This is a genomic window from Sporosarcina koreensis, from assembly GCF_000826145.2.
In the GTDB taxonomy this organism is placed as follows: Bacteria; Bacillota; Bacilli; order Bacillales_A; family Planococcaceae; genus Sporosarcina; species Sporosarcina trichiuri.
The window spans coordinates 1,754,465-1,773,448 of sequence record NZ_LN651337.1 but is presented as its reverse complement, the minus strand read 5'-3'; the positions used below and the strand labels follow the sequence as shown (position 1 = coordinate 1,773,448).

The following is an 18,984-nucleotide window of genomic DNA, read 5'->3' as shown; positions in this document are numbered from 1 at the left end:
CATGGCGGATAAACTGCTGATCATTGAAGACGAAGAAAGCATCGCGCGGGTGCTGCAGCTGGAACTTGAATTTGAAGGGTATGAAGTGGCAGCCTGCCATACAGGAACAGACGGGCTCATCAAATACCGGGAAGGAGAGTGGGACCTCGTGCTGCTCGATCTCATGCTGCCGGGCCTGAATGGGCTTGACGTACTCCGTCGGATCCGGGCGGACGGCACGCTGACGCCTGTGATCCTGCTGACGGCCAAAAGTGATATGGAAGACAAAGTGACAGGGCTTGACCTCGGGGCGAATGACTATGTGACGAAGCCGTTCGAAATCGAAGAACTGCTCGCGCGCATCCGTTCTGCCCTCCGGTTTTCGCCGAAAGGCACCGTGGAAGAAGACACCCATCTCCATGAAGTGGACGGACTGTCCATCCATGATCAGACACGGGAGGTCCGGCGTGACGGAGAGCTGATCGAGCTGACTCCGCGTGAGTACGATCTGCTGCTCCACTTGCTGACGCATCCGAATCAGGTGCTGACGAGGGAACAGCTGCTGGACGCCGTCTGGGGCTTTGATTACTACGGGGATACAACGTGGTGGATGTCTATGTCCGCTATGTGCGGAAGAAAATCGACCGGGAAGACGGCACGTCTTTCATCCATACCGTGCGCGGGGTGGGCTATGCGCTGAAAGATTCCAAGCATGAAGCTTAAGACGAAAATCCACTCCCTGTCGACGTTGATGCTGCTGATCGTCCTGATCTTAAGCAATCTCGGCATCTATTTCACATTCGACAGGACCCAGCACCATACCGAATACAGCCAGCTGCTCGGAAGCGCCAAGGAGCTGACGGTCGCCCTCAGCAAGATGACCGATGAGGAGGAAGCGGAAATCATCCTGCGTGCTTACGTACCGCCGAACGGTGCGCTGCGGGTCGTCGGGGAAACGGGCAAGGACATCCTGACGGTGCAGTCGATGGAAGGTTTCGATAAGAAGTTCCCCATGCCCGGTAAGGACGAAGAGTACACACTCGTTCCGTACGAAGGATACGAAGCGCTGTCCATCGCGATCCCGACAATCTGGCCGACCGGTGAAGTTGTGCAGCTGCAGATGACGCAAGTACTGACCGACCTGAAGGCGAATTTGCGGCTGCTGCGCATTGTGATGATCAGCATTACGCTGTTCGCCATGATCCCGATCATGATTTCAAGCATCACGCTCGGCCGTATCGTCACACAGCCGATCGGAAAGCTGATCCAGGCGATGACGGCAAGCCGCCGGTCGGGGACATTCCAGCGGATCGCTGTGCCGGATGACGGCAAAGACGAGCTGGCGCAGATGGGACAGACGTTCAATGACCTGATGATTCAGCTGGAACAGATCTATAGGAAACAGGAAAAGTTTGTCTCTGACGCTTCCCATGAACTGAAGACGCCGATCACTGTCATCGACAGCTATGCGCGTCTTCTCGAACGGCGGGGGATGGAAAAGCCGAAACTTGCCGAGGAAGCGCTCGGTGCCATCCGCAGTGAAACGAAGCGGATGACCTGCATGATCGAGCAAATGCTGGATCTGGCACGGAACAATGAGCCGGCATCCTATGTGTTCGAGCCGGCTGAAATCCGCGAGCTTGCGGAAGAGGCGGCTGCCATGGTCAGCAGGGCATACAGCCGGGAAATCCGTATCGCAGCGCCGGAACACGCAGAGGCCGTGACAGACAGCCAGCATTTGAAGCAGCTGATGATCATCCTTCTCGACAATGCCCGCAAATACAGCGAGCAGCCAATCGATGTATCGGTCGACGACAAAGGGGCCGATGTGCAGATCACCATACGTGATTATGGAAAAGGGATACCTGCCAAGGACATACCGTTCCTGTTCGACAGGTTCTACCGGGTGGACGAAGACCGCAGCCGGAAGACGGGCGGCACGGGTCTCGGTCTCTCGATTGCAAACGAGATCGCCATCGGTCTCGGTGCAAAACTGGATATAAAAAGTGAGGAAGGGGACGGAACGGAAATCACGATCCATGTTTTGAAATCCCCTGCCTCTCAGTGATTTTTAATGTGGCTCTGGTATACTCCGGGTGAGGTGACGTATTATGAGAAACAGCATGAAATGGCTGCTTCCGGCCGGACTGGTCGTCATCGCCGTGCTGACAGGGATTTTCTATATGAAAAGTACCGTCACACACGCCGAAGCCATCCCGGCTGATTCGATCAGGAACCAGCTGGAAGTGATGTACAACGGCAAGGTCGATAAACTGAAGCTGCACGATGAAGTCTATGAAGCTGAGCTGACACGCTCCGACTCTGTCTATACATTGAAAGTCGAAGGGGATACCGGCCGGGTGATGTCGATGGATCTTGTGTCGGCATCGCCGGCTCTTGCGGACAAACGGGAAGAAGCCGGAGAGAAAGCGGAAGGTGAAAGGGTAGAACAGCAGGAGGCAGCCGCTGACAGCCGACCGCCCGCTGACGCTGCAGGCGGAGGTAACGAAAAGGAAAAACAGCCGGCCGCTGCTGAACCGAAGCCGGACACCGCGCCTCAGCGGGAGTCGAAGCCGAAGCCTGCACCGGTGCCGAAGCAAAAGCCGGCGCAGCAGCCAGAACGGCAGCCAGCGCCGCAGCAGAATCCGAAGCCGCAGCAGCCGGCTGCATCCCAGTCGCAGAAACCGCCTGTCCAGAAGCCGGCTCCGCAGAAGACAGTTCTTCTGACGGAGCAGCAGGCCGTGCAGATCGCCCTGCGGCAGCTGAACGGGGAAGTGGACGACGTGGACTTCGTTTAGACGACGGAAGGCGGGTATTATCTGGTGGAAATCGAAATCGATGTCGACGATGGCCCGGATGAGGCCACCTATCAGATCCATGCCATCTCAGGAAAAAACATGTCGGTCACATGGGATGACTGACCGTATGAAACTCGAAACCGACCAGCTGCTGGCCGGTTTTTTGCTTTGTGAAAAAGACGCATATTCGCCGGACTATCTGGGGAATTCAAGAAAAAGACGGAATCGGACTCAACCCTATGCCTGTTGAAGCCGAAATAGGAAGTAGGGACGCTTCGCAGATAGTTAACCAGACGCACAACGAACTGGCAGTAAATTACATGAAAAGGACTGAAACCTATGGCGAAAGACAGTGGGATCTTATTGGAAAGCGGAACAAACGAACTGGAAATTGTGGAATTCGAAGTGGCAGGCAACCGGTACGGCATCAACGTCATCAAAGTGAAGGAGATCATCGTACCGATGCCGATCACGCCGATCCCCCATGCGGACCCTGCGGTAGAAGGCATCATCCAGCTGAGGGGGGACGTGCTGCCGGTCATCAGCATGGAGTGCGTGCTCGGGATGGGGCCGTCCGATAATCCGCAAAATGATAAGTATATCGTGTCTTCCTTCAATAAGCAGCAAGTCGTGTTCCACGTTCACAATGTCACGATGATCCACAGAATATCATGGGATGCCATCGAGAAACCATCCGGCGCTTACTCGGCGGAAACGTCACCCGTCATCGGCGTCATCAAACTGGGCGGTGAGATGCTTCTTCTGCTCGATTTCGAGAAGATCGTCATGGAAATCAGCCCTGACACCGGGATCCGTGTCGAGCAGATCCAGAAGCTCGGCAAGCGTGAGCGGTCGGACAAACGGCTGCTCGTTGCGGAAGATTCCCCGATGCTGCGCAAACTGCTCCATACGACACTTTCCGAAGCCGGCTATGACCGTGTCGAATTCTTCGAAAACGGCAAGGATGCGCTGGAGTATCTTGAAAATGCTGCGGAACAGGGGGATATCGAGGACACGGTGCAGCTCGTGATCACAGATATCGAAATGCCGCAGATGGACGGTCATCATTTCACCCGCCGGATCCGGGGTAACAAAGCGCTTGCGAAGCTGCCGGTCATCATTTTCTCCTCGCTCATCACCGAAGAACTGAAGCATAAGGGAACGAGCGTCGGTGCGGATGACCAGGTGAGCAAGCCGGAAATCGCGGAATTGGTTCTGAAAATCGATCAGTATGTCCTCTGATGGGATGCGGTCTGATTTTCAGGAATAAATAATAAATTGACAACGGAGCTCTGCCGATGGTTAACTGAACCATCGGCTTTTTCGGTGTCTTCATCTATACAAGAAGAGGGTATGGGAAATGTGTGTTGAAAAGTAGAGTTACAGACAAAGAAAATGAGGTGAACCTGCATGATGACCAGCTTTTTGGAATGGGTGACAGGACCATTCAGCAATTATCTTTGGACGTATGTCCTGATCGGCCTTTTACTGCTGCTCGGCCTCTATTTCACAGTGGGGACGAAGTTTGTGCAATTCCGCCTGTTCGGTGAGATGTTCCGCCTGATCACCGAAAAGAAAGAGAACGAAGACGGCGTGTCGGCGTTCCAGGCATTTACGATCAGTGCTGCGTCACGGGTCGGAACAGGCAACGTGACAGGTGTCGCGCTTGCGATCGGGATCGGCGGCCCGGGTGCAGTTTTTTGGATGTGGGTGATTGCGATGGTCGGTATGGCGACGGCATTCATCGAGAGTACCCTTGCGCAAGTGTATAAAGTGCGTGACGGCGATACGTTCCGCGGCGGCCCGGCCTATTATATGCAGAAAGCCCTGAACCTGCGGGGGCTCGGAATTGTATTCGCAATCCTGCTGACGCTCTGTTTCGGTTTCATATTCAATGCGGTGCAGTCCAACACGATCAGCCAGTCGTTTTCGGATGTGTTCCATATCCCTGACTGGGCAGTCGGTCTTATTCTCGTTGTCATGACTGCGGTCATCATCTTCGGCGGCGTCAAACGGATCGTCAAAGTGACGCAGGCCATCGTGCCGGTCATGGCGATCTTCTATATCATCGTTGCACTCTATATCGTCATCATCAATATTACGGAAATCCCGGCGATGATCGCATTGATCGTCGAGCATGCCTTCGGTCTGAAAGAGATGGCGGGCGGCGGAATCGGCGCTGCGATGATGCAGGGCGTCCGCCGCGGTCTGTTCTCGAACGAAGCGGGTATGGGAAGTGTGCCGAACGCAGCTGCGACGGCGAACGTCACCCATCCGGCCAAACAGGGGCTTGTCCAGAGTCTCGGCGTGTTCTTCGACACTATTATCATCTGTTCAGCGACGGCGTTCATCATCCTGCTGGCAGGCTTGTATGACAAAGGTGAACAGGACGGCATCCTGCTGACGCAAGCTTCGATGGCGGAGCATGTCGGCTCCTGGGCGCCGTATTTCGTGGCAATCGCCATCCTGTTCTTCGCGTTCAGCTCGATTATCGGAAACTACTATTACGGCGAAACGAATATCGAATTCATCAATGCCCATAAGCTCTGGATGACCGTCTACCGGATCGCCGTCCTCGGTATGGTGATGTTCGGAGCGCTCGCCAAAGTGCAGCTCGTCTGGGACCTGGCGGATGTGTTCATGGGACTGATGGCAGTGTTGAACCTTATTGTTATCGCAATTCTCGGCAGGGTCGCTTTCCGGGTGCTGGACGATTTCACGCTGCAGCGGAAGAACGGCCTGAATCCGAAGTTCGAGGCAAAATCGGTTCCCGGGCTGAAAGGAACGGAATGCTGGGGAGAAGAACGACCAGAGTAATACTTTCCATGTGAATAGATTATGAAGAAAAACCGTCGAATCCGTCACAGGTTCGGCGGTTTTTTTGCGTCTAAAGTTCTAATATGTTTGCTTATACTGGTCAATTGGGTATAATCGAAAAGTCACACTTACATAGGAAGGGAAGTCCATTATGAAAAAAACGAAAAGTCTCGTGTTCAGGCTGTCGGCATTCATCATCGGTGTGTTCTTGCTCCTGTTCGTCTTATACGCGCTTGGCACGAATATCTATACGCACAGCATCACGGTGAACAGTGCCGAAGAGAAGGCTGCAGATGATACAGAACTTGTTGCACTCAAACTCAGTGAGCAGTTCCGGCAGACCGGCGAGTCACTTATGACGACGAAGCGGATGCTGGAGACGATGAATGAAAACTCCGAGCTGGCGGCGTCTGACGTACTGTCCGTCCTCCAGGCAAATTTAGAGGGGAATCCGAATGCAGTGAGTATGAATGCTGTATTCGAGAAAGGCGCCCTGTCTGCAGACGGGCTGCCGGCTTCGATGAAACAGCTGATCAGCCAGGACGGCCGCTTTACACCGTTCCTGCTGAAGTCGGACACCGGCCTGGATGTACAGCCGGCAACCGGCTATGACGAACCGGGCGGCGGTGATTGGTACTTGGTGCCGAAAGCAGAAGGGAAACCATATCTCCAGGAACCGATGGTCTATGAAACGGACGGCAAGACGACCAAAGTCACGTCCTTGTCAGTGCCGCTCCTGTCTGCGGACGGTACGTTCCTCGGCGTCCTGTCCGCCAACATGTCCCTCGATTTCCTGAAGCAATTAACGGCGGACATCGCACCGCACGGCGGGTATGCATCGGTCATCTCGGATGACGGCACACTCATCGAAAACAGCCTGAAAGAGAAGATGAACGGCACAAACATGAAAGACGCGATCGACTGGGAGCCTGTCAAAAAAAAGACGGAGACGGGTGAACCGGCCACGTTGTATGTCGATTCACAAACATACAATGAGCGTGCATTCAACACGTTCGCTCCGCTGACGATCGACGGTTTCGACCAGACATGGACCGTACAGACGGTTCTGCCGCGTTCTGAAATCATCGCGGCGTTCGAACGGATTGTCATTTTCACGCTGATTGCCGCCGGCGTGATGATTCTGCTGGTCGGCCTGACGACAGCCTTCTTTGTTTACCGGCACATCCGGCCGCTGACACGCGTCCAGCAGTCCATGGAACAGGCGGCAACCGGTGATCTGTCCGAAAACGTCGAGACTCAAGGATTCCGGGAAGACGAAATCGGATCTGTCGCGAAATCGTACAATTACATGCTCGCACAGACGAACGACGCGCTGGCGGAAGTGCTGGCAGCGTCCAGTGAGCTGACGAATTCATCGGCGGAAGTGAGTCATGCGTTCGAAGAGATCGTCGCTTCGAGCCAGGAAGTCTCGGTTGCGACCGAAGAGATTGCAGAAGGTGCTGCACGACAGTCCGAAGACACAGAGGAAACGAGCCACCGCATGGAAGACCTCGCCCAGCAGATCACGACGATCTCCGCAATTTCGGACAGCATGGACGAGCTGTCCCGTAAAACTGTGGAATCGACACAGAACGGCATGACGGAAGTGGAGCGTCTCCGCGAACAGAACGAGACCGCCAACCGGATGAACGGCCAGGTGGAACAGCAGATGACCGCGCTGACTGACAAGATCGCAGGCATCAGCCGCGTCATCGAATCCATCCAGGACATCACTGCACAGACGAACCTGCTGGCGCTGAACGCAAGTATCGAAGCGGCGCGTGCAGGCGAGCACGGCAAAGGTTTTGCGGTCGTTGCGGAAGAAGTCCGCAAGCTCGCAGAACAGTCGAGCAGGGAAACCGGCACAATCCAGCAGACGGTCCAGGAAATCCTCGATCAGTCCAAAGCGACAGTCGATGTCATCGCCGAGAATACGAAATCGATGAAAGAGCAGAGCGATTCCGTTGCGAGCACGGGCGAGTCCTTCGTCCTCAATGCGGAGCTGACGGAGCGGATGAACAACGCAATCATCGAGTTGTCACGCAATCTGAAAGACATGGTCGACCACAAAGACCAGGCAGTCCTCGCCATCCAGAGCGTCTCGGCCGTATCGGAAGAGACTGCGGCCTCTGCAGAGCAGGTGAGCGCATCATCCGTCGCCCAGCAGCAGGAACTTGAGCGGGTGGCGGCATCCGTCCAGCAGATGTCCAAAATCGCGAACGAGCTGCAGCTTGTCGTCAGCCGGTTCAAACTGGCGGGTCATGGTGACCAAGTGTAATCGGAACTGAAGGTTCGAGAGGAGAAAGTGCTATTTTTTCTCCTCTCTTTTTTCTTTTCCCCGATTATCCGCAGCCTGCAAGTTGGAAGAAAAGCGTGAGGATTTCGCATGTGATTTTTTTAAGAGGACAACTCGGTAACACTCTCTAATCTGTGTTAAAATGTTTCTTTGAGCTGAAAATCAGGCTTACCACAAGGAAGATTAATTCAAACTTTTCTACCCACGCCTTTTAGTCCATTGAATGCAAAATCACTACATGTTATGCTGTAGTGCATATACAAACACTATATATAGTGTTTGACCACTCCTTGCAATGGGGTACATGAATTGTAATCACAGAACCATTTAGTTTCCATGCACCTTGAAGAAAACCTGAAATCATACATACGAACAAATCGGAAGGGGACGGTCGGTAATGACACTTACTCGGGAAACAAATGACACGGCGGGCATCCTGCAGGCACTGACAGAAGAATTCGGCACAGAAAAGATAGCGCCGCTCACGGAGGCGAGTGGAAAATGGCTGGCCAAGCATCCGGAGGGCTCGCTGAAGGAATGGACCAACGCTATGATTCTGGAGGCGCTGAGTAACATAGACGAATCCGCGAGTTACTGGACATTCGCGGCGGCACGCCTGTATTTGCAGCAGCTATATGCAGACCAGCAGCAGGTGCGGGGAAAAGCACCATACACGGACTTCGCAGGCCATGTTGCCTCCCTTGTCGAACAGGGGCTGTATACGTCTGATCTGACGGACGCCTATTCCGAAGGTGAACTGTCAGCGATCGGTGCCCTGATCCACCCGGAACGGGACAAGCTGTTCACCTATATCGGGCTGAAGACACTCATGGACCGATACGCGGCCGTGAATTTCACGAAACAGCCGGTCGAACTGCCCCAGGAACGCTGGCTCGTCATCGCGATGACTCTCATGCAGCAGGAGACGGACGACCGGATCGGCAAGATCGCGGAAGCGTACTGGGCGATGAGCAATCTGTATATGACAGTCGCTACACCGACACTGTCGAATGCGGGTAAGCCGCACGGCCAGCTTTCGAGCTGTTTCATCGACACGGTCGACGACTCACTGACAGGCATTTACAACAGCAACACCGATATTGCGAACCTGTCGAAATACGGCGGCGGTATCGGTGTGTATATGGGGAAGGTCCGCTCACGCGGATCATCCATCCGCGGTTTCAAAGGAGCATCGAGCGGCGTCCTCCCGTGGATCAAGCAGCTCAACAACACAGCGGTCAGCGTCGATCAGCTCGGCCAGCGCCAGGGGGCGGTCGCCGTCTACCTGGACGTGTGGCACAAGGACATCTTCACGTTCCTCGACCTGAAACTGAATAACGGGGATGAGCGGCTCCGCGCCCACGACATCTTCACAGGGGTCTGCCTGCCGGACCTGTTCATGGAAGCTGTCGATGCACGCGGTGACTGGCACCTGTTCGATCCGCACGAAGTCCGGACGGTCATGGGCTACTCACTCGAAGATTCCTATGATGAAACGAAAGGTTCCGGTACATTCCGTGAACGCTACGAGGCCTGCGTCAACCACCCGGAGATCACGAAGGAGACCGTTCCTGCAATCGAAATCATGAAACGGATCATGCGCAGCCAGCTCGAGACCGGCACGCCGTACATGTTCTACCGGGACGAAGTGAACCGGGCGAACCCGAACAAGCATGAAGGTATCGTCTATTCAAGTAATCTCTGCAGCGAGATCATGCAAAATATGAGCGCAACGGAGTTCGAATCGGTCACATTGGAAGATGACATCGTCGTCACTCGTTCCAAGCCGGGCGACTTCGTCGTCTGCAACCTGTCATCGGTCAACCTCGGAAAAGCAGTCCCGGCGGGCGTCCTTGACCGTCTCATTCCAATTCAGGTGCGTATGCTCGACAACGTCATCGATCTGAACAAGATCCCAGTCGTACAGGCGCAGCGGACCAACAGCCGCTACCGGGGCATCGGCCTCGGTACGTTCGGCTGGCACCATCTGCTGGCGCTGAAAGGCATCCAGTGGGAATCCGACGAAGCGGTCGAATTCGCAGACCGCCTGTATGAGCAGATCGCATTCCTGACGATCCGGTCATCTGTCGAACTGGCAGCCGAGAAAGGGGCCTATCCGCTCTTCGAGGGTTCCGACTGGCATACCGGCTCCTATTTCGAGAAACGCGGCTATGTCTCCGCGGATTGGGAACGGCTGCGTGAGCAGACAGCGGAGACCGGCATCCGGAACGGCTATCTGATGGCGGTTGCGCCGAACAGCTCCACATCGGTCATCGCCGGTTCCACTGCATCGATCGACCCGGTGTTCAAACCGTTCTACCATGAAGAGAAAAAGGATTATAAACTGCCGGTCATCGCACCGGATCTGGATCATAACACGTACGATGTCTACCGCCGGTCGGCCTATATCGTCGATCAGCGATGGTCCATCAAACAGAATGCAGCCCGTCAGCGTCACATCGACCAGTCAATCTCATTCAATTTCTACGTACCGAACAATATCCGTGCGTCCGTGCTGCTCGACCTGCACATGCAGGCCTGGAAATCCGGCATGAAGACGACGTATTACACCCGTTCCACCGCTTCGGATATCGAGGAGTGCGAATGGTGTCATTCCTGATCGCCTATGCGTCATGGAGCGGCAACACAGCGGAAGTGGCGGAATTGGTCGGACAGACGCTGACGGCAGGCGGTGCAGACATCACACTGCACCGCATCGGGACAGGGCCTGTGCCAGATTACCGTGACTACGATGCCATGATTGTCGGCTCGTTCACATGGGATCAGGGCTCGACCCCGGATGAAGTGAAAGATTTCGTACTGGATGTCGGTGTGAAACCGGACCATGTCTTCGTTTTCGGGACAGGCGACACCCAGTTCGGCGGCGACGAACTGTTTTGCCGGGCGGCCGTGAAGTTGGCCCGCTTCTACAACTCAGCGCTCGCACCGCTGAAAATCGAGCAAAGCCCGCGCGGCGCGCAGGAACAGCGCGTCGTCCAATGGGCGGAAGGAGTGCTGGATCATTGGCGACACTTACACGAGTTAACGTACTGAACCCTGCAAATCCAAATAAGGCAACCGCCATATTCGGCGGGGAAGCAAGCGGTATCCTCAACTGGAACAACTTGGCGCACCCGCATTTCTACACATTGCGGCAGCGTATCCGTTCCCTGTTCTGGACAGCGAACGAAGTGGATATGACACAGGACGTCAAGCAGTTCCCGACACTGACGAAAGCGGAGCAGGATGCCTTCCTCAAGATCATTGGCCTGCTCGCGACACTGGACGGCCCCCAGACCGTCATTGCGATGAAAATCGCGGACTTCGCGACGGATCCGTCCGTCAAATCTATCATGGCGACAATCGCCGACCAGGAAAGCGAGCATAACCACAGCTATGCATATGTCCTGTCATCGGTGACGACCTATGACAAGCAGATCGAATCGTTCGAGATGGGACGCACTGATGAAGTGCTCATGAAACGGAACGAGCGGATTGTCGAAGTGTATAACGAATTCGCAACGGACCCGACAATCGGGACAGTGCTGAAAGCGATGGTCTATACTACGCTGCTCGAAGGCCTGTTCTTCTACAGCGGCTTCGCTTTCTTCTATAACATGGCACGCCACCAGAAGATGGTCGGTACGTCAACGATGATTTCATACATCAACCGCGACGAGCTGCAGCACGGGAAAGCGATCAGTGATATCTTCCGCGCAGCCCTTGCCGAGAATCCGGAGTACAACACCGAAGAGTTCACGGAGTGGATCTATGAGCAGTTCCGCCATTCGGTGGAGCAGGAGATCATCTGGAGCCGGTACGTGCTCGCGGATATCGACGGCATCGATCTCGATGAGATGGACGGCTATGTGAAATACCGTGCCAACAAGATGCTTCGCATGCTCGGACTGAGCGAACTCTATCCGGAATTCACCGACAACCCGATGAAATGGATCCGTGCCTACACGGACAACTTCGACGGGACCAAGACGGATTTCTTCGAGCAGACATCCCGCCAGTACGTCAAAACGAGCGACTTGAACGGATTTGACGACCTATAATCGTGAAACACCAGACACCGGCAGCCTGCCGGGAAGTCTGGTGTTTTTTTGTATTGATTGACGCCAGGCGGGACGCCCTTATCCAACTCCCTTAGTTTCAGGGGAATTGACAGGAATCGACTGTGCTGAAATAGGCCTTTCCCTTATATGAAGCAGGACGCATCCGCCGTATACTGAAGATGCTTTCGTGAAATGTACGCTGGAAACCAGAAATACAGATAGAAAGACGGATAAGAGAAAAGTCACGGAACTGTCACAGACACAGCGCCAGCTAACTTCCCTCAAATGGACTCTAGTAAACTATTACTTTTTATCACTAAATTCATTACGAAAAAAGAACCTATTTTAGTAATAGGGAATTCCCTTATAGCAAAGAGTCAGAATACATATTAGGCTGAGTATATAAGGAAATCTCAGTAAGTCCTGTCAATGGAAACGCGATTGGTCATTCAGAAGGGAGCAGGAAGTACAATGAGGAAGACAAAATTCAACTTGAACTATTTCAAGCCTGTGGAAAAATACTCGGGCGACTGGTCGGTGCTCGAAGAGAAGAACCGTGATTGGGAGAATATGTACCGGCAGCGCTGGTCGCATGATAAGGTCGTGCGCACAACGCACGGCGTTAACTGTACAGGTTCCTGCAGCTGGAAAGTGTTCGTGAAGAACGGAATCATCACATGGGAAAACCAGCAGATCGATTACCCTTCCTGCGGCCCTGATATGCCTGAATTCGAACCGCGGGGCTGTCCGCGGGGGGCTTCATTCTCCTGGTACGAATACAGTCCCCTCCGTATCAAATACCCGTACATCCGCGGGAAATTGTGGCGCATGTGGAATCAGGCGCTGACCGAAGAGAAAGACCCTGTACGCGCTTGGGCGAGCATTGTGGAAGACCCCGCCAAGTCCACGGAATATAAGAAGGCGCGCGGGAAAGGCGGACACGTCCGCATCCATTGGCGTGATGCGACGATGCTCATTTCCGCACAGCTCATCTATACGATCCAGAAGTACGGGCCTGACCGGATTGCAGGGTTCACCCCGATTCCGGCGATGTCGATGGTCAGCTACGCGTCCGGTGCGCGCTTCATTTCCCTTCTGGGCGGCGAGATGCTGAGCTTCTATGACTGGTATGCGGATCTGCCGCCTGCCTCCCCGCAGATCTGGGGCGAGCAGACAGACGTTCCGGAATCGAGCGACTGGTTCAACGCAGGCTACATCGTCATGTGGGGATCGAACGTACCGCTGACAAGGACTCCGGATGCCCACTTCCTGACAGAAGTCCGCTACAAGGGTACGAAAGTCGTCTCCGTTGCACCGGACTATGCGGAAAGTGTCACGCATGCGGATGACTGGATCGCAGCGAATCCGGGTACGGACGCAGCTGTCGCACAGGCGATGACGCATGTCATCCTCGACGAATTCTATGAACAGCGGAAAGAGCCGATGTTCCTGAACTATGCGAAACAATACACGGATATGCCGTTCCTGCTTCTGCTGGATGAACATGAAGGTGCTTATAAAGCAGGACGTTTCCTGCGCGCCAGCGATATCGGACAGGAGTCCCAGCATGCCGAATGGAAGCCGGTCATCCTGGATGAGAGCACAGACGAGATCATCGTGCCGAACGGGACGATGGGCCAGCGCTGGGAGGATGACGTGAAGTGGAACCTGCTGCTCGACAAGGAAGATGGAACACGCGTCGAACCTGCATTGTCCATCGCGGACCATGGAGCGGAGTGGAAGGAGATCCGCTTCCCGTTCTTCGACAACCTGTCGAACGGCGTCTTCGACCGCACCATTCCGGCCAAGGAAATCACGCTGGCAGACGGCACCGTCCGCCAAGTCGCGACCGTCTATGATGTCATGGCCAGCCAATACGGCGTCCGCCGCAGCGGACATGAAACCGAAGCGGAGGATTACTTCGATAAGTCATCGATCTACACACCGGGCTGGCAGGAGAAGATCACCAGTGTCAAACCGGAGCTCGTCATCCAGATTGCCCGGGAATTCGCACAGAACTCGCTCGATACGGGCGGCCGCTCGATGATCATCATGGGTGCCGGCATCAACCACTGGTTCAACAGTGATACGATCTACAGAGCTATTCTGAACCTTGTCACGCTGACAGCCTCCCAAGGTGTCAACGGCGGCGGCTGGGCGCATTACGTCGGACAGGAGAAATGCCGTCCGATCGAAGGGTGGAGCACGATCGCCTTCGCACGGGACTGGCAGGCACCGCCGCGGCTCCAGAATGCGACGTCGTTCTTCTACTTCGCAACCGATCAATGGAAGTATGAGGAAGCCGGCACGCAGTCGCTCATGTCACCGCTCGGTGGGAACTCCCGCTATGAGCATCCGGCGGACTACAACGTGCTCGCTGCGCGGCTCGGCTGGATGCCGTCCTATCCGCAGTTCAACCGCAACAGTCTGCAGCTCACAGAAGAAGCAGCCGAAGCGGGGCACACGACAACACCTGAAATCGTGGACTACGTAAAGAATCAGCTGATCTCAGGAGATATGCAGTTCGCAATCGAGGATCCGGATGCACCGGAAAACTTCCCGAGAAGCCTGTTCGTCTGGCGCTCGAATCTCGTCTCCAGCTCCGCAAAAGGTCAGGAATACTTCATGAAGCACCTGTTCGGCGCAACCGACAACCTCCTGGCCAAGCCGAATGAACGTATGAAGCCGGAAGAAGTCGTCTGGCGGGATGAAGTCGAAGGAAAACTTGACCTGCTCGTCGCGCTCGACTTCCGGATGACAACGACCCCGCTCTATGCCGATCTGGTCCTGCCGGCAGCGACCTGGTATGAGAAAGTCGACTTGTCGTCCACGGATATGCACCCATTCGTCCACCCGTTCAATCCGGCGGTCGATCCTCTATGGGAATCACGTTCCGACTGGGACATCTACCGGTCGATCGCGGAGACTTTCTCGGAAATAGCGAAGACCCATCTTCCGGGCGTCTACAAAGACCTGGTGACCTCTCCGCTCGCCCACGACTCGGCGCAGGAGATCGCACAGCCATACGGCGATGTGCGGGACTGGACGAAAGGCGAGGCGGAAGCGATCCCGGGCAAGACGATGCCCGGCATGACGATTGTCGAACGAGACTATACGAAAGTGTATGACAAGTACGTCACGCTCGGACCGCTTTTATCTACAGGAAAAGTAGGGGCACACGGCGTCAGCTTCTCGGTTGCGGACGAATACGAAATGATGAAGGGCATCAACGGGGTCTACGAAGACGACACCATCAAAGACGGACTGCCGAAGCTGCACACCGCGAAGCATGTTGCGGAAGCGATGCTGACACTGTCTTCAGCGACGAACGGACGTGTCTCCCAGAAAGCATTCCTTTCTGCGGAAGCGGACACCGGCGTGGAACTCAAGGACATCTCGGCAGACCGAGCGGCGGAACGGTTCACATTTGCCGGTATCACCGCGCAGCCGCGTGAAGTCATTCCGACTCCGGTCTTCAGCGGATCCAACAAACTGGGTCGCAGATACTCGCCGTTTACGACCAACATCGAGCGTCTCGTGCCGTTCCGGACGCTGACAGGACGCCAACACTTCTATCTGGATCATGAGCTGTTCCTCGACTTCGGGGAGGCGCTGCCGGTCTATAAACCGACACTGCCGCCGCTCGTACTCGGGCCGCATGACCGTCCTGTCGCAGGCACGGAGGACTCCCTCGTCCTGCGCTATCTGACACCGCACGGCAAGTGGAACATCCATACGACCTACCAGGACAACCAGCACATGCTGACACTGTTCCGCGGAGGTCCGACCGTCTGGCTGTCCAACGTGGATGCAGACGCACATGGCATCGATGACAACCAGTGGCTGGAGGTCTATAACCGGAACGGCGTCGTCACAGCCCGTGCTGTCGTCAGCCACCGGATGCCAAAAGGCACGATGTTCATGTACCACGCACAGGATAAGCACATCCAGGTGCCGGGCTCCGAAATTACGGAAGAACGCGGCGGCAGCCATAACGCGCCGACCAGGATCCATATGAAACCGACACAGATGGTCGGCGGATACGCACAGCTGAGCTATGGCTTCAACTACTACGGACCGATCGGCAACCAGCGTGACGAGTACGTAGCCGTCCGCAAAATGAAGGAGGTCAACTGGCTTGAAAATTAAAGCGCAGATCGCAATGGTGATGAACCTGGACAAATGCATCGGCTGCCATACGTGCAGCGTGACATGCAAAACGACATGGACGAACCGCGAAGGTGCTGAATATATGTGGTTCAACAACGTGGAAACGAAGCCGGGGATCGGCTATCCGAAGCGGTGGGAAGACCAGGAGATCTACAAAGGCGGCTGGAACCTGCGGAACGGCAAGCTGGAGCTCAAATCGGGCTCCAAGCTCTCCAAGATCGCCCTCGGCAAGATCTTCTACAACCCGGATATGCCGGAGATGAAAGACTATTACGAGCCATGGACGTACGATTACGAAAAGCTGACAACGGCACCGGACAGTGAGCATACGCCGGTCGCCCGCGCGAAATCGGTCGTCACAGGCGACTACATGGACCTCGAGTGGGGGCCGAACTGGGAGGATCAGCTCGCGGGCGGCCATATCACAGGCCCGACGGATCCGAATATCCAGAAGATCGAAGAGGAGATCAAGTTCAACTTCGAGCAGGCGTTCATGATGTACCTGCCGCGGCTGTGCGAGCACTGCCTCAACCCTAGCTGTGTCGCATCCTGTCCGTCAGGCGCCATGTACAAACGGGACGAGGACGGCATCGTCCTCGTCGACCAGGAAGCGTGCCGCGGCTGGCGCTACTGCATGACCGGCTGCCCGTACAAAAAAGTGTACTTCAACTGGAAGACGAACAAAGCCGAGAAGTGCACATTCTGCTTCCCGCGCATCGAATCCGGACTCCCGACCGTATGCTCGGAGACATGTACAGGACGGATCCGCTATCTCGGTGTCCTGCTGTATGATGCGGACCGTGTCCTCGAAGCAGCGGCCACTCCGGATCCGAAAGACCTGTACAACGCACAATGCGATCTGTTCCTTGACCCAAGCGATCCGGAAGTGATCGAACAGGCAAGGAAAGACGGCATCTCGGAAGACTGGATCACGGCAGCCCAGAACTCACCGGTCTACAAGCTCGCGATCGAGTACAAACTCGCATTCCCGCTCCACCCGGAATACCGCACGCTGCCGATGGTCTGGTATGTGCCGCCGCTCAGCCCGATCATGAACTACTTCGAAGGAAAAGACTCCATCCAGAATCCGGATATGATCTTCCCGGCAATCGAAGAAATGCGGATCCCAATCCAATACTTGGCCAATATGCTGACAGCAGGTGATACGGAAACCGTGAAAGGCTCCCTGCAGCGCATGGCGATGATGCGCTCCTTCATGAGAGCCCAGTCTTCCGGCAAGGACTTCGATGAAAGCAAACTGGATCGGGTCGGCCTGACCGCTTCCACCGCGAAAAAGATGTACCGCCTTCTGGCCATCGCGAAATACGAAGACCGTTTCGTTATCCCGACCTCCCACAAAGAGGGGCAGATGAACGTCTACCGCTCCCAAGGATCGGCCGGCTACACCGGAATGGGTACGTATGGCGAAGCTGTCCAGCAGGATCCATACAGCAACTTCTCCGTCATGGGATCGAATGGCAGCTGTGACGGCTGCGGCCCGGTCAATGCGGGAGCAGGAGCGCCAGTCAAGACCGGGAAGGAAATCTACGAAGAGAATTTCTATGGGGGGATCTGGCGTGATTGACTTGGATCTTCTGTACGACAAGAAACAGATTTTCGGGTTTTTCGCCCAGCAGTTCTCCTATCCTGAAAAACTCACATTCCATCCCGATGTGCTGGAGGGGTCCGTCCGCCCCTCCGATCCTTCCTATCCCTATGTGAAGGAGTACTGGGACGAAATGATGACGTACAGCCTCGATGAAATCCAGGAGATGTATACATATACCTTGGATTTCCAGAGCGATGCCACCCTGTTCATGACCTACGTGAAGATGGGGGATTCGAAAGAACGCGGCCAGACGCTGGCCCGGCTGAAAGTGCTGTACGAAATGTTCGGGCTTACGATGCCGGACAGCGAACTGCCTGATTCGCTGCCGCTTATGTGTGAATTCATCTACGCGGCGGAATGGAAGGGAGACCCGCGCGCCCAGCAGAGTTTCTCGATGCTGCTGGCGGTGCTGGAAGACGGCTCCTATCATCTGATGAAAGCGCTCGAGAAGTACGGCAGTCCGTATTATTCCCTTGTCAGAGGGATGCGTGAAGAATTCAAAGCATGCATGATCCCACGGGAGGTTCCGGCCAATGACTAGTCAATTTTTATGGGTGATATTCCCTTATCTCTGTATCGCGGTATTCATCGTCGGTCACATTTTCCGGTACCGGCACGATCAGTTCGGCTGGACGGCGAAATCCAGTGAATTCATCGAGAAGAAGCAGCTGATGATCGGCAGCCTGCTGTTCCATATCGGGATCTTTCCGGTCATCCTTGGGCATGTTGCAGGACTCGGCATCCCCAAAGAATGGACGCGGGCCATGGGCGTCAGCGATCATATGTACCATCTCGGCGCTGTATGGGGAGGCGGATTCTTCGGTGTCGTGACATTGATCGGAATGATCATCCTGACGAGCCGCCGTTTCACGAACAGCAATGTGCGTCACCTGTCGTCCGCTTCGGACCTGATCGTCAATACGTTCCTTCTGCTCATCGTGTTCCTCGGCGTCTACAGCTCGCTGATCACCAATACGATGACACCCGGGTTCGATTACCGGTCGACCATTTCGATCTGGTTCCGCTCTCTGCTGATCCTGCGTCCGGATGCGGCATTCATGGCGTCCGTACCGATCATGTTCAAACTGCACATCCTGACAGGATTCCTGATTTTCGCACTGTGGCCGTTCACCCGGCTCGTCCATGTATGGAGTGTACCGTTGAATTATGTGGGCAGAAGCTATATTCTGTACAGAAAAGACAAACGAAACTGATCCGGAGAGGGGCTGCATGAGACCTCTCTCCAGCGAGGGA

At 55.1% G+C, this 18,984-nt stretch carries 12 protein-coding genes and 1 pseudogene; all 13 read left to right on the top strand.

Annotated elements, in window-relative coordinates; genetic code table 11:
* Position 1: 1 nt before the first annotated feature.
* The 13 genes and pseudogenes from BN1190_RS14355 (at position 2) to narI (ending at position 18,944) form a co-directional block, all read left to right on the top strand.
* Positions 2-702 (top strand): annotated as a pseudogene (locus BN1190_RS14355) (response regulator transcription factor).
* Positions 692-2,047: a sensor histidine kinase gene (locus BN1190_RS14350; RefSeq protein WP_040287661.1), complete on the top strand. Its 1,356-nt coding sequence runs from the start codon at positions 692-694 to the stop codon at positions 2,045-2,047. The pseudogene BN1190_RS14355 and the gene BN1190_RS14350 overlap by 11 nt, the downstream one beginning before the upstream one ends.
* 43 nt (positions 2,048-2,090) lie before the next feature.
* Positions 2,091-2,777, top strand: a complete 687-nt coding sequence (locus tag BN1190_RS15130) for a hypothetical protein (protein ID WP_040287660.1) — start codon at positions 2,091-2,093, stop codon at positions 2,775-2,777.
* Between the two features lie 339 nt (positions 2,778-3,116).
* The gene (locus tag BN1190_RS14340; RefSeq protein ID WP_040287659.1) at positions 3,117-4,019 is read left to right on the top strand and encodes a chemotaxis protein; all 903 of its coding nucleotides are present in this window, start codon (positions 3,117-3,119) and stop codon (positions 4,017-4,019) included.
* 171 nt (positions 4,020-4,190) lie between these two features.
* Positions 4,191-5,594 (top strand): alanine/glycine:cation symporter family protein, encoded by a 1,404-nt coding sequence (locus BN1190_RS14335; protein WP_425313934.1) that lies wholly within the window; start codon positions 4,191-4,193, stop codon positions 5,592-5,594.
* A 151-nt stretch (positions 5,595-5,745) separates the two neighbouring features.
* On the top strand, positions 5,746-7,872 hold the full coding sequence (locus BN1190_RS14330; protein WP_040287658.1) for a methyl-accepting chemotaxis protein: 2,127 nt from the start codon (positions 5,746-5,748) through the stop codon (positions 7,870-7,872).
* 415 nt (positions 7,873-8,287) lie between these two features.
* On the top strand, positions 8,288-10,510 hold the full coding sequence (locus BN1190_RS14325; RefSeq protein WP_052461906.1) for a ribonucleoside-diphosphate reductase subunit alpha: 2,223 nt from the start codon (positions 8,288-8,290) through the stop codon (positions 10,508-10,510).
* Positions 10,495-10,944: a flavodoxin gene (locus tag BN1190_RS14320; RefSeq protein ID WP_040287657.1), complete on the top strand. Its 450-nt coding sequence runs from the start codon at positions 10,495-10,497 to the stop codon at positions 10,942-10,944. Before BN1190_RS14325 ends, BN1190_RS14320 begins: the two co-directional genes overlap by 16 nt.
* Positions 10,890-11,951 (top strand): ribonucleotide-diphosphate reductase subunit beta, encoded by a 1,062-nt coding sequence (locus BN1190_RS14315; protein WP_052461905.1) that lies wholly within the window; start codon positions 10,890-10,892, stop codon positions 11,949-11,951. The genes BN1190_RS14320 and BN1190_RS14315 overlap by 55 nt, the downstream gene beginning before the upstream one ends.
* Positions 11,952-12,422: 471 nt before the next feature.
* Positions 12,423-16,100: a nitrate reductase subunit alpha gene (locus BN1190_RS14310; protein ID WP_040287655.1), complete on the top strand. Its 3,678-nt coding sequence runs from the start codon at positions 12,423-12,425 to the stop codon at positions 16,098-16,100.
* Positions 16,090-17,706 carry a nitrate reductase subunit beta gene (gene narH / locus BN1190_RS14305; protein WP_040287654.1) on the top strand — a complete coding sequence of 539 codons (1,617 nt, stop codon included), beginning with the start codon at positions 16,090-16,092 and terminating at the stop codon, positions 17,704-17,706. Before BN1190_RS14310 ends, narH begins: the two co-directional genes overlap by 11 nt.
* The gene (gene narJ, locus BN1190_RS14300) at positions 17,699-18,271 is read left to right on the top strand and encodes a nitrate reductase molybdenum cofactor assembly chaperone (protein ID WP_040287653.1); all 573 of its coding nucleotides are present in this window, start codon (positions 17,699-17,701) and stop codon (positions 18,269-18,271) included. Before narH ends, narJ begins: the two co-directional genes overlap by 8 nt.
* Positions 18,264-18,944, top strand: coding sequence for a respiratory nitrate reductase subunit gamma (gene narI, locus BN1190_RS14295; protein WP_040287652.1), 681 nt, complete (start codon positions 18,264-18,266; stop codon positions 18,942-18,944). Before narJ ends, narI begins: the two co-directional genes overlap by 8 nt.
* The last annotated feature ends 40 nt before the right edge of the window (positions 18,945-18,984 follow it).

Excerpts from the sequence above, each read along its gene's own strand:
- BN1190_RS14350 (WP_040287661.1), top strand. The coding sequence starts at position 692 with ATGAAGCTTAAGACGAAAATCCACTCCCTGTCGACGTTGATGCTGCTG.
- BN1190_RS15130 (WP_040287660.1), top strand. The coding sequence starts at position 2,091 with ATGAGAAACAGCATGAAATGGCTGCTTCCGGCCGGACTGGTCGTCATC.
- BN1190_RS14340 (WP_040287659.1), top strand. The coding sequence starts at position 3,117 with ATGGCGAAAGACAGTGGGATCTTATTGGAAAGCGGAACAAACGAACTG.
- BN1190_RS14335 (WP_425313934.1), top strand. The coding sequence starts at position 4,191 with ATGACCAGCTTTTTGGAATGGGTGACAGGACCATTCAGCAATTATCTT.
- BN1190_RS14330 (WP_040287658.1), top strand. The coding sequence starts at position 5,746 with ATGAAAAAAACGAAAAGTCTCGTGTTCAGGCTGTCGGCATTCATCATC.
- BN1190_RS14325 (WP_052461906.1), top strand. The coding sequence starts at position 8,288 with ATGACACTTACTCGGGAAACAAATGACACGGCGGGCATCCTGCAGGCA.
- BN1190_RS14320 (WP_040287657.1), top strand. The coding sequence starts at position 10,495 with ATGGTGTCATTCCTGATCGCCTATGCGTCATGGAGCGGCAACACAGCG.
- BN1190_RS14315 (WP_052461905.1), top strand. The coding sequence starts at position 10,890 with ATGGGCGGAAGGAGTGCTGGATCATTGGCGACACTTACACGAGTTAAC.
- BN1190_RS14310 (WP_040287655.1), top strand. The coding sequence starts at position 12,423 with ATGAGGAAGACAAAATTCAACTTGAACTATTTCAAGCCTGTGGAAAAA.
- narI (WP_040287652.1), top strand. The coding sequence starts at position 18,264 with ATGACTAGTCAATTTTTATGGGTGATATTCCCTTATCTCTGTATCGCG.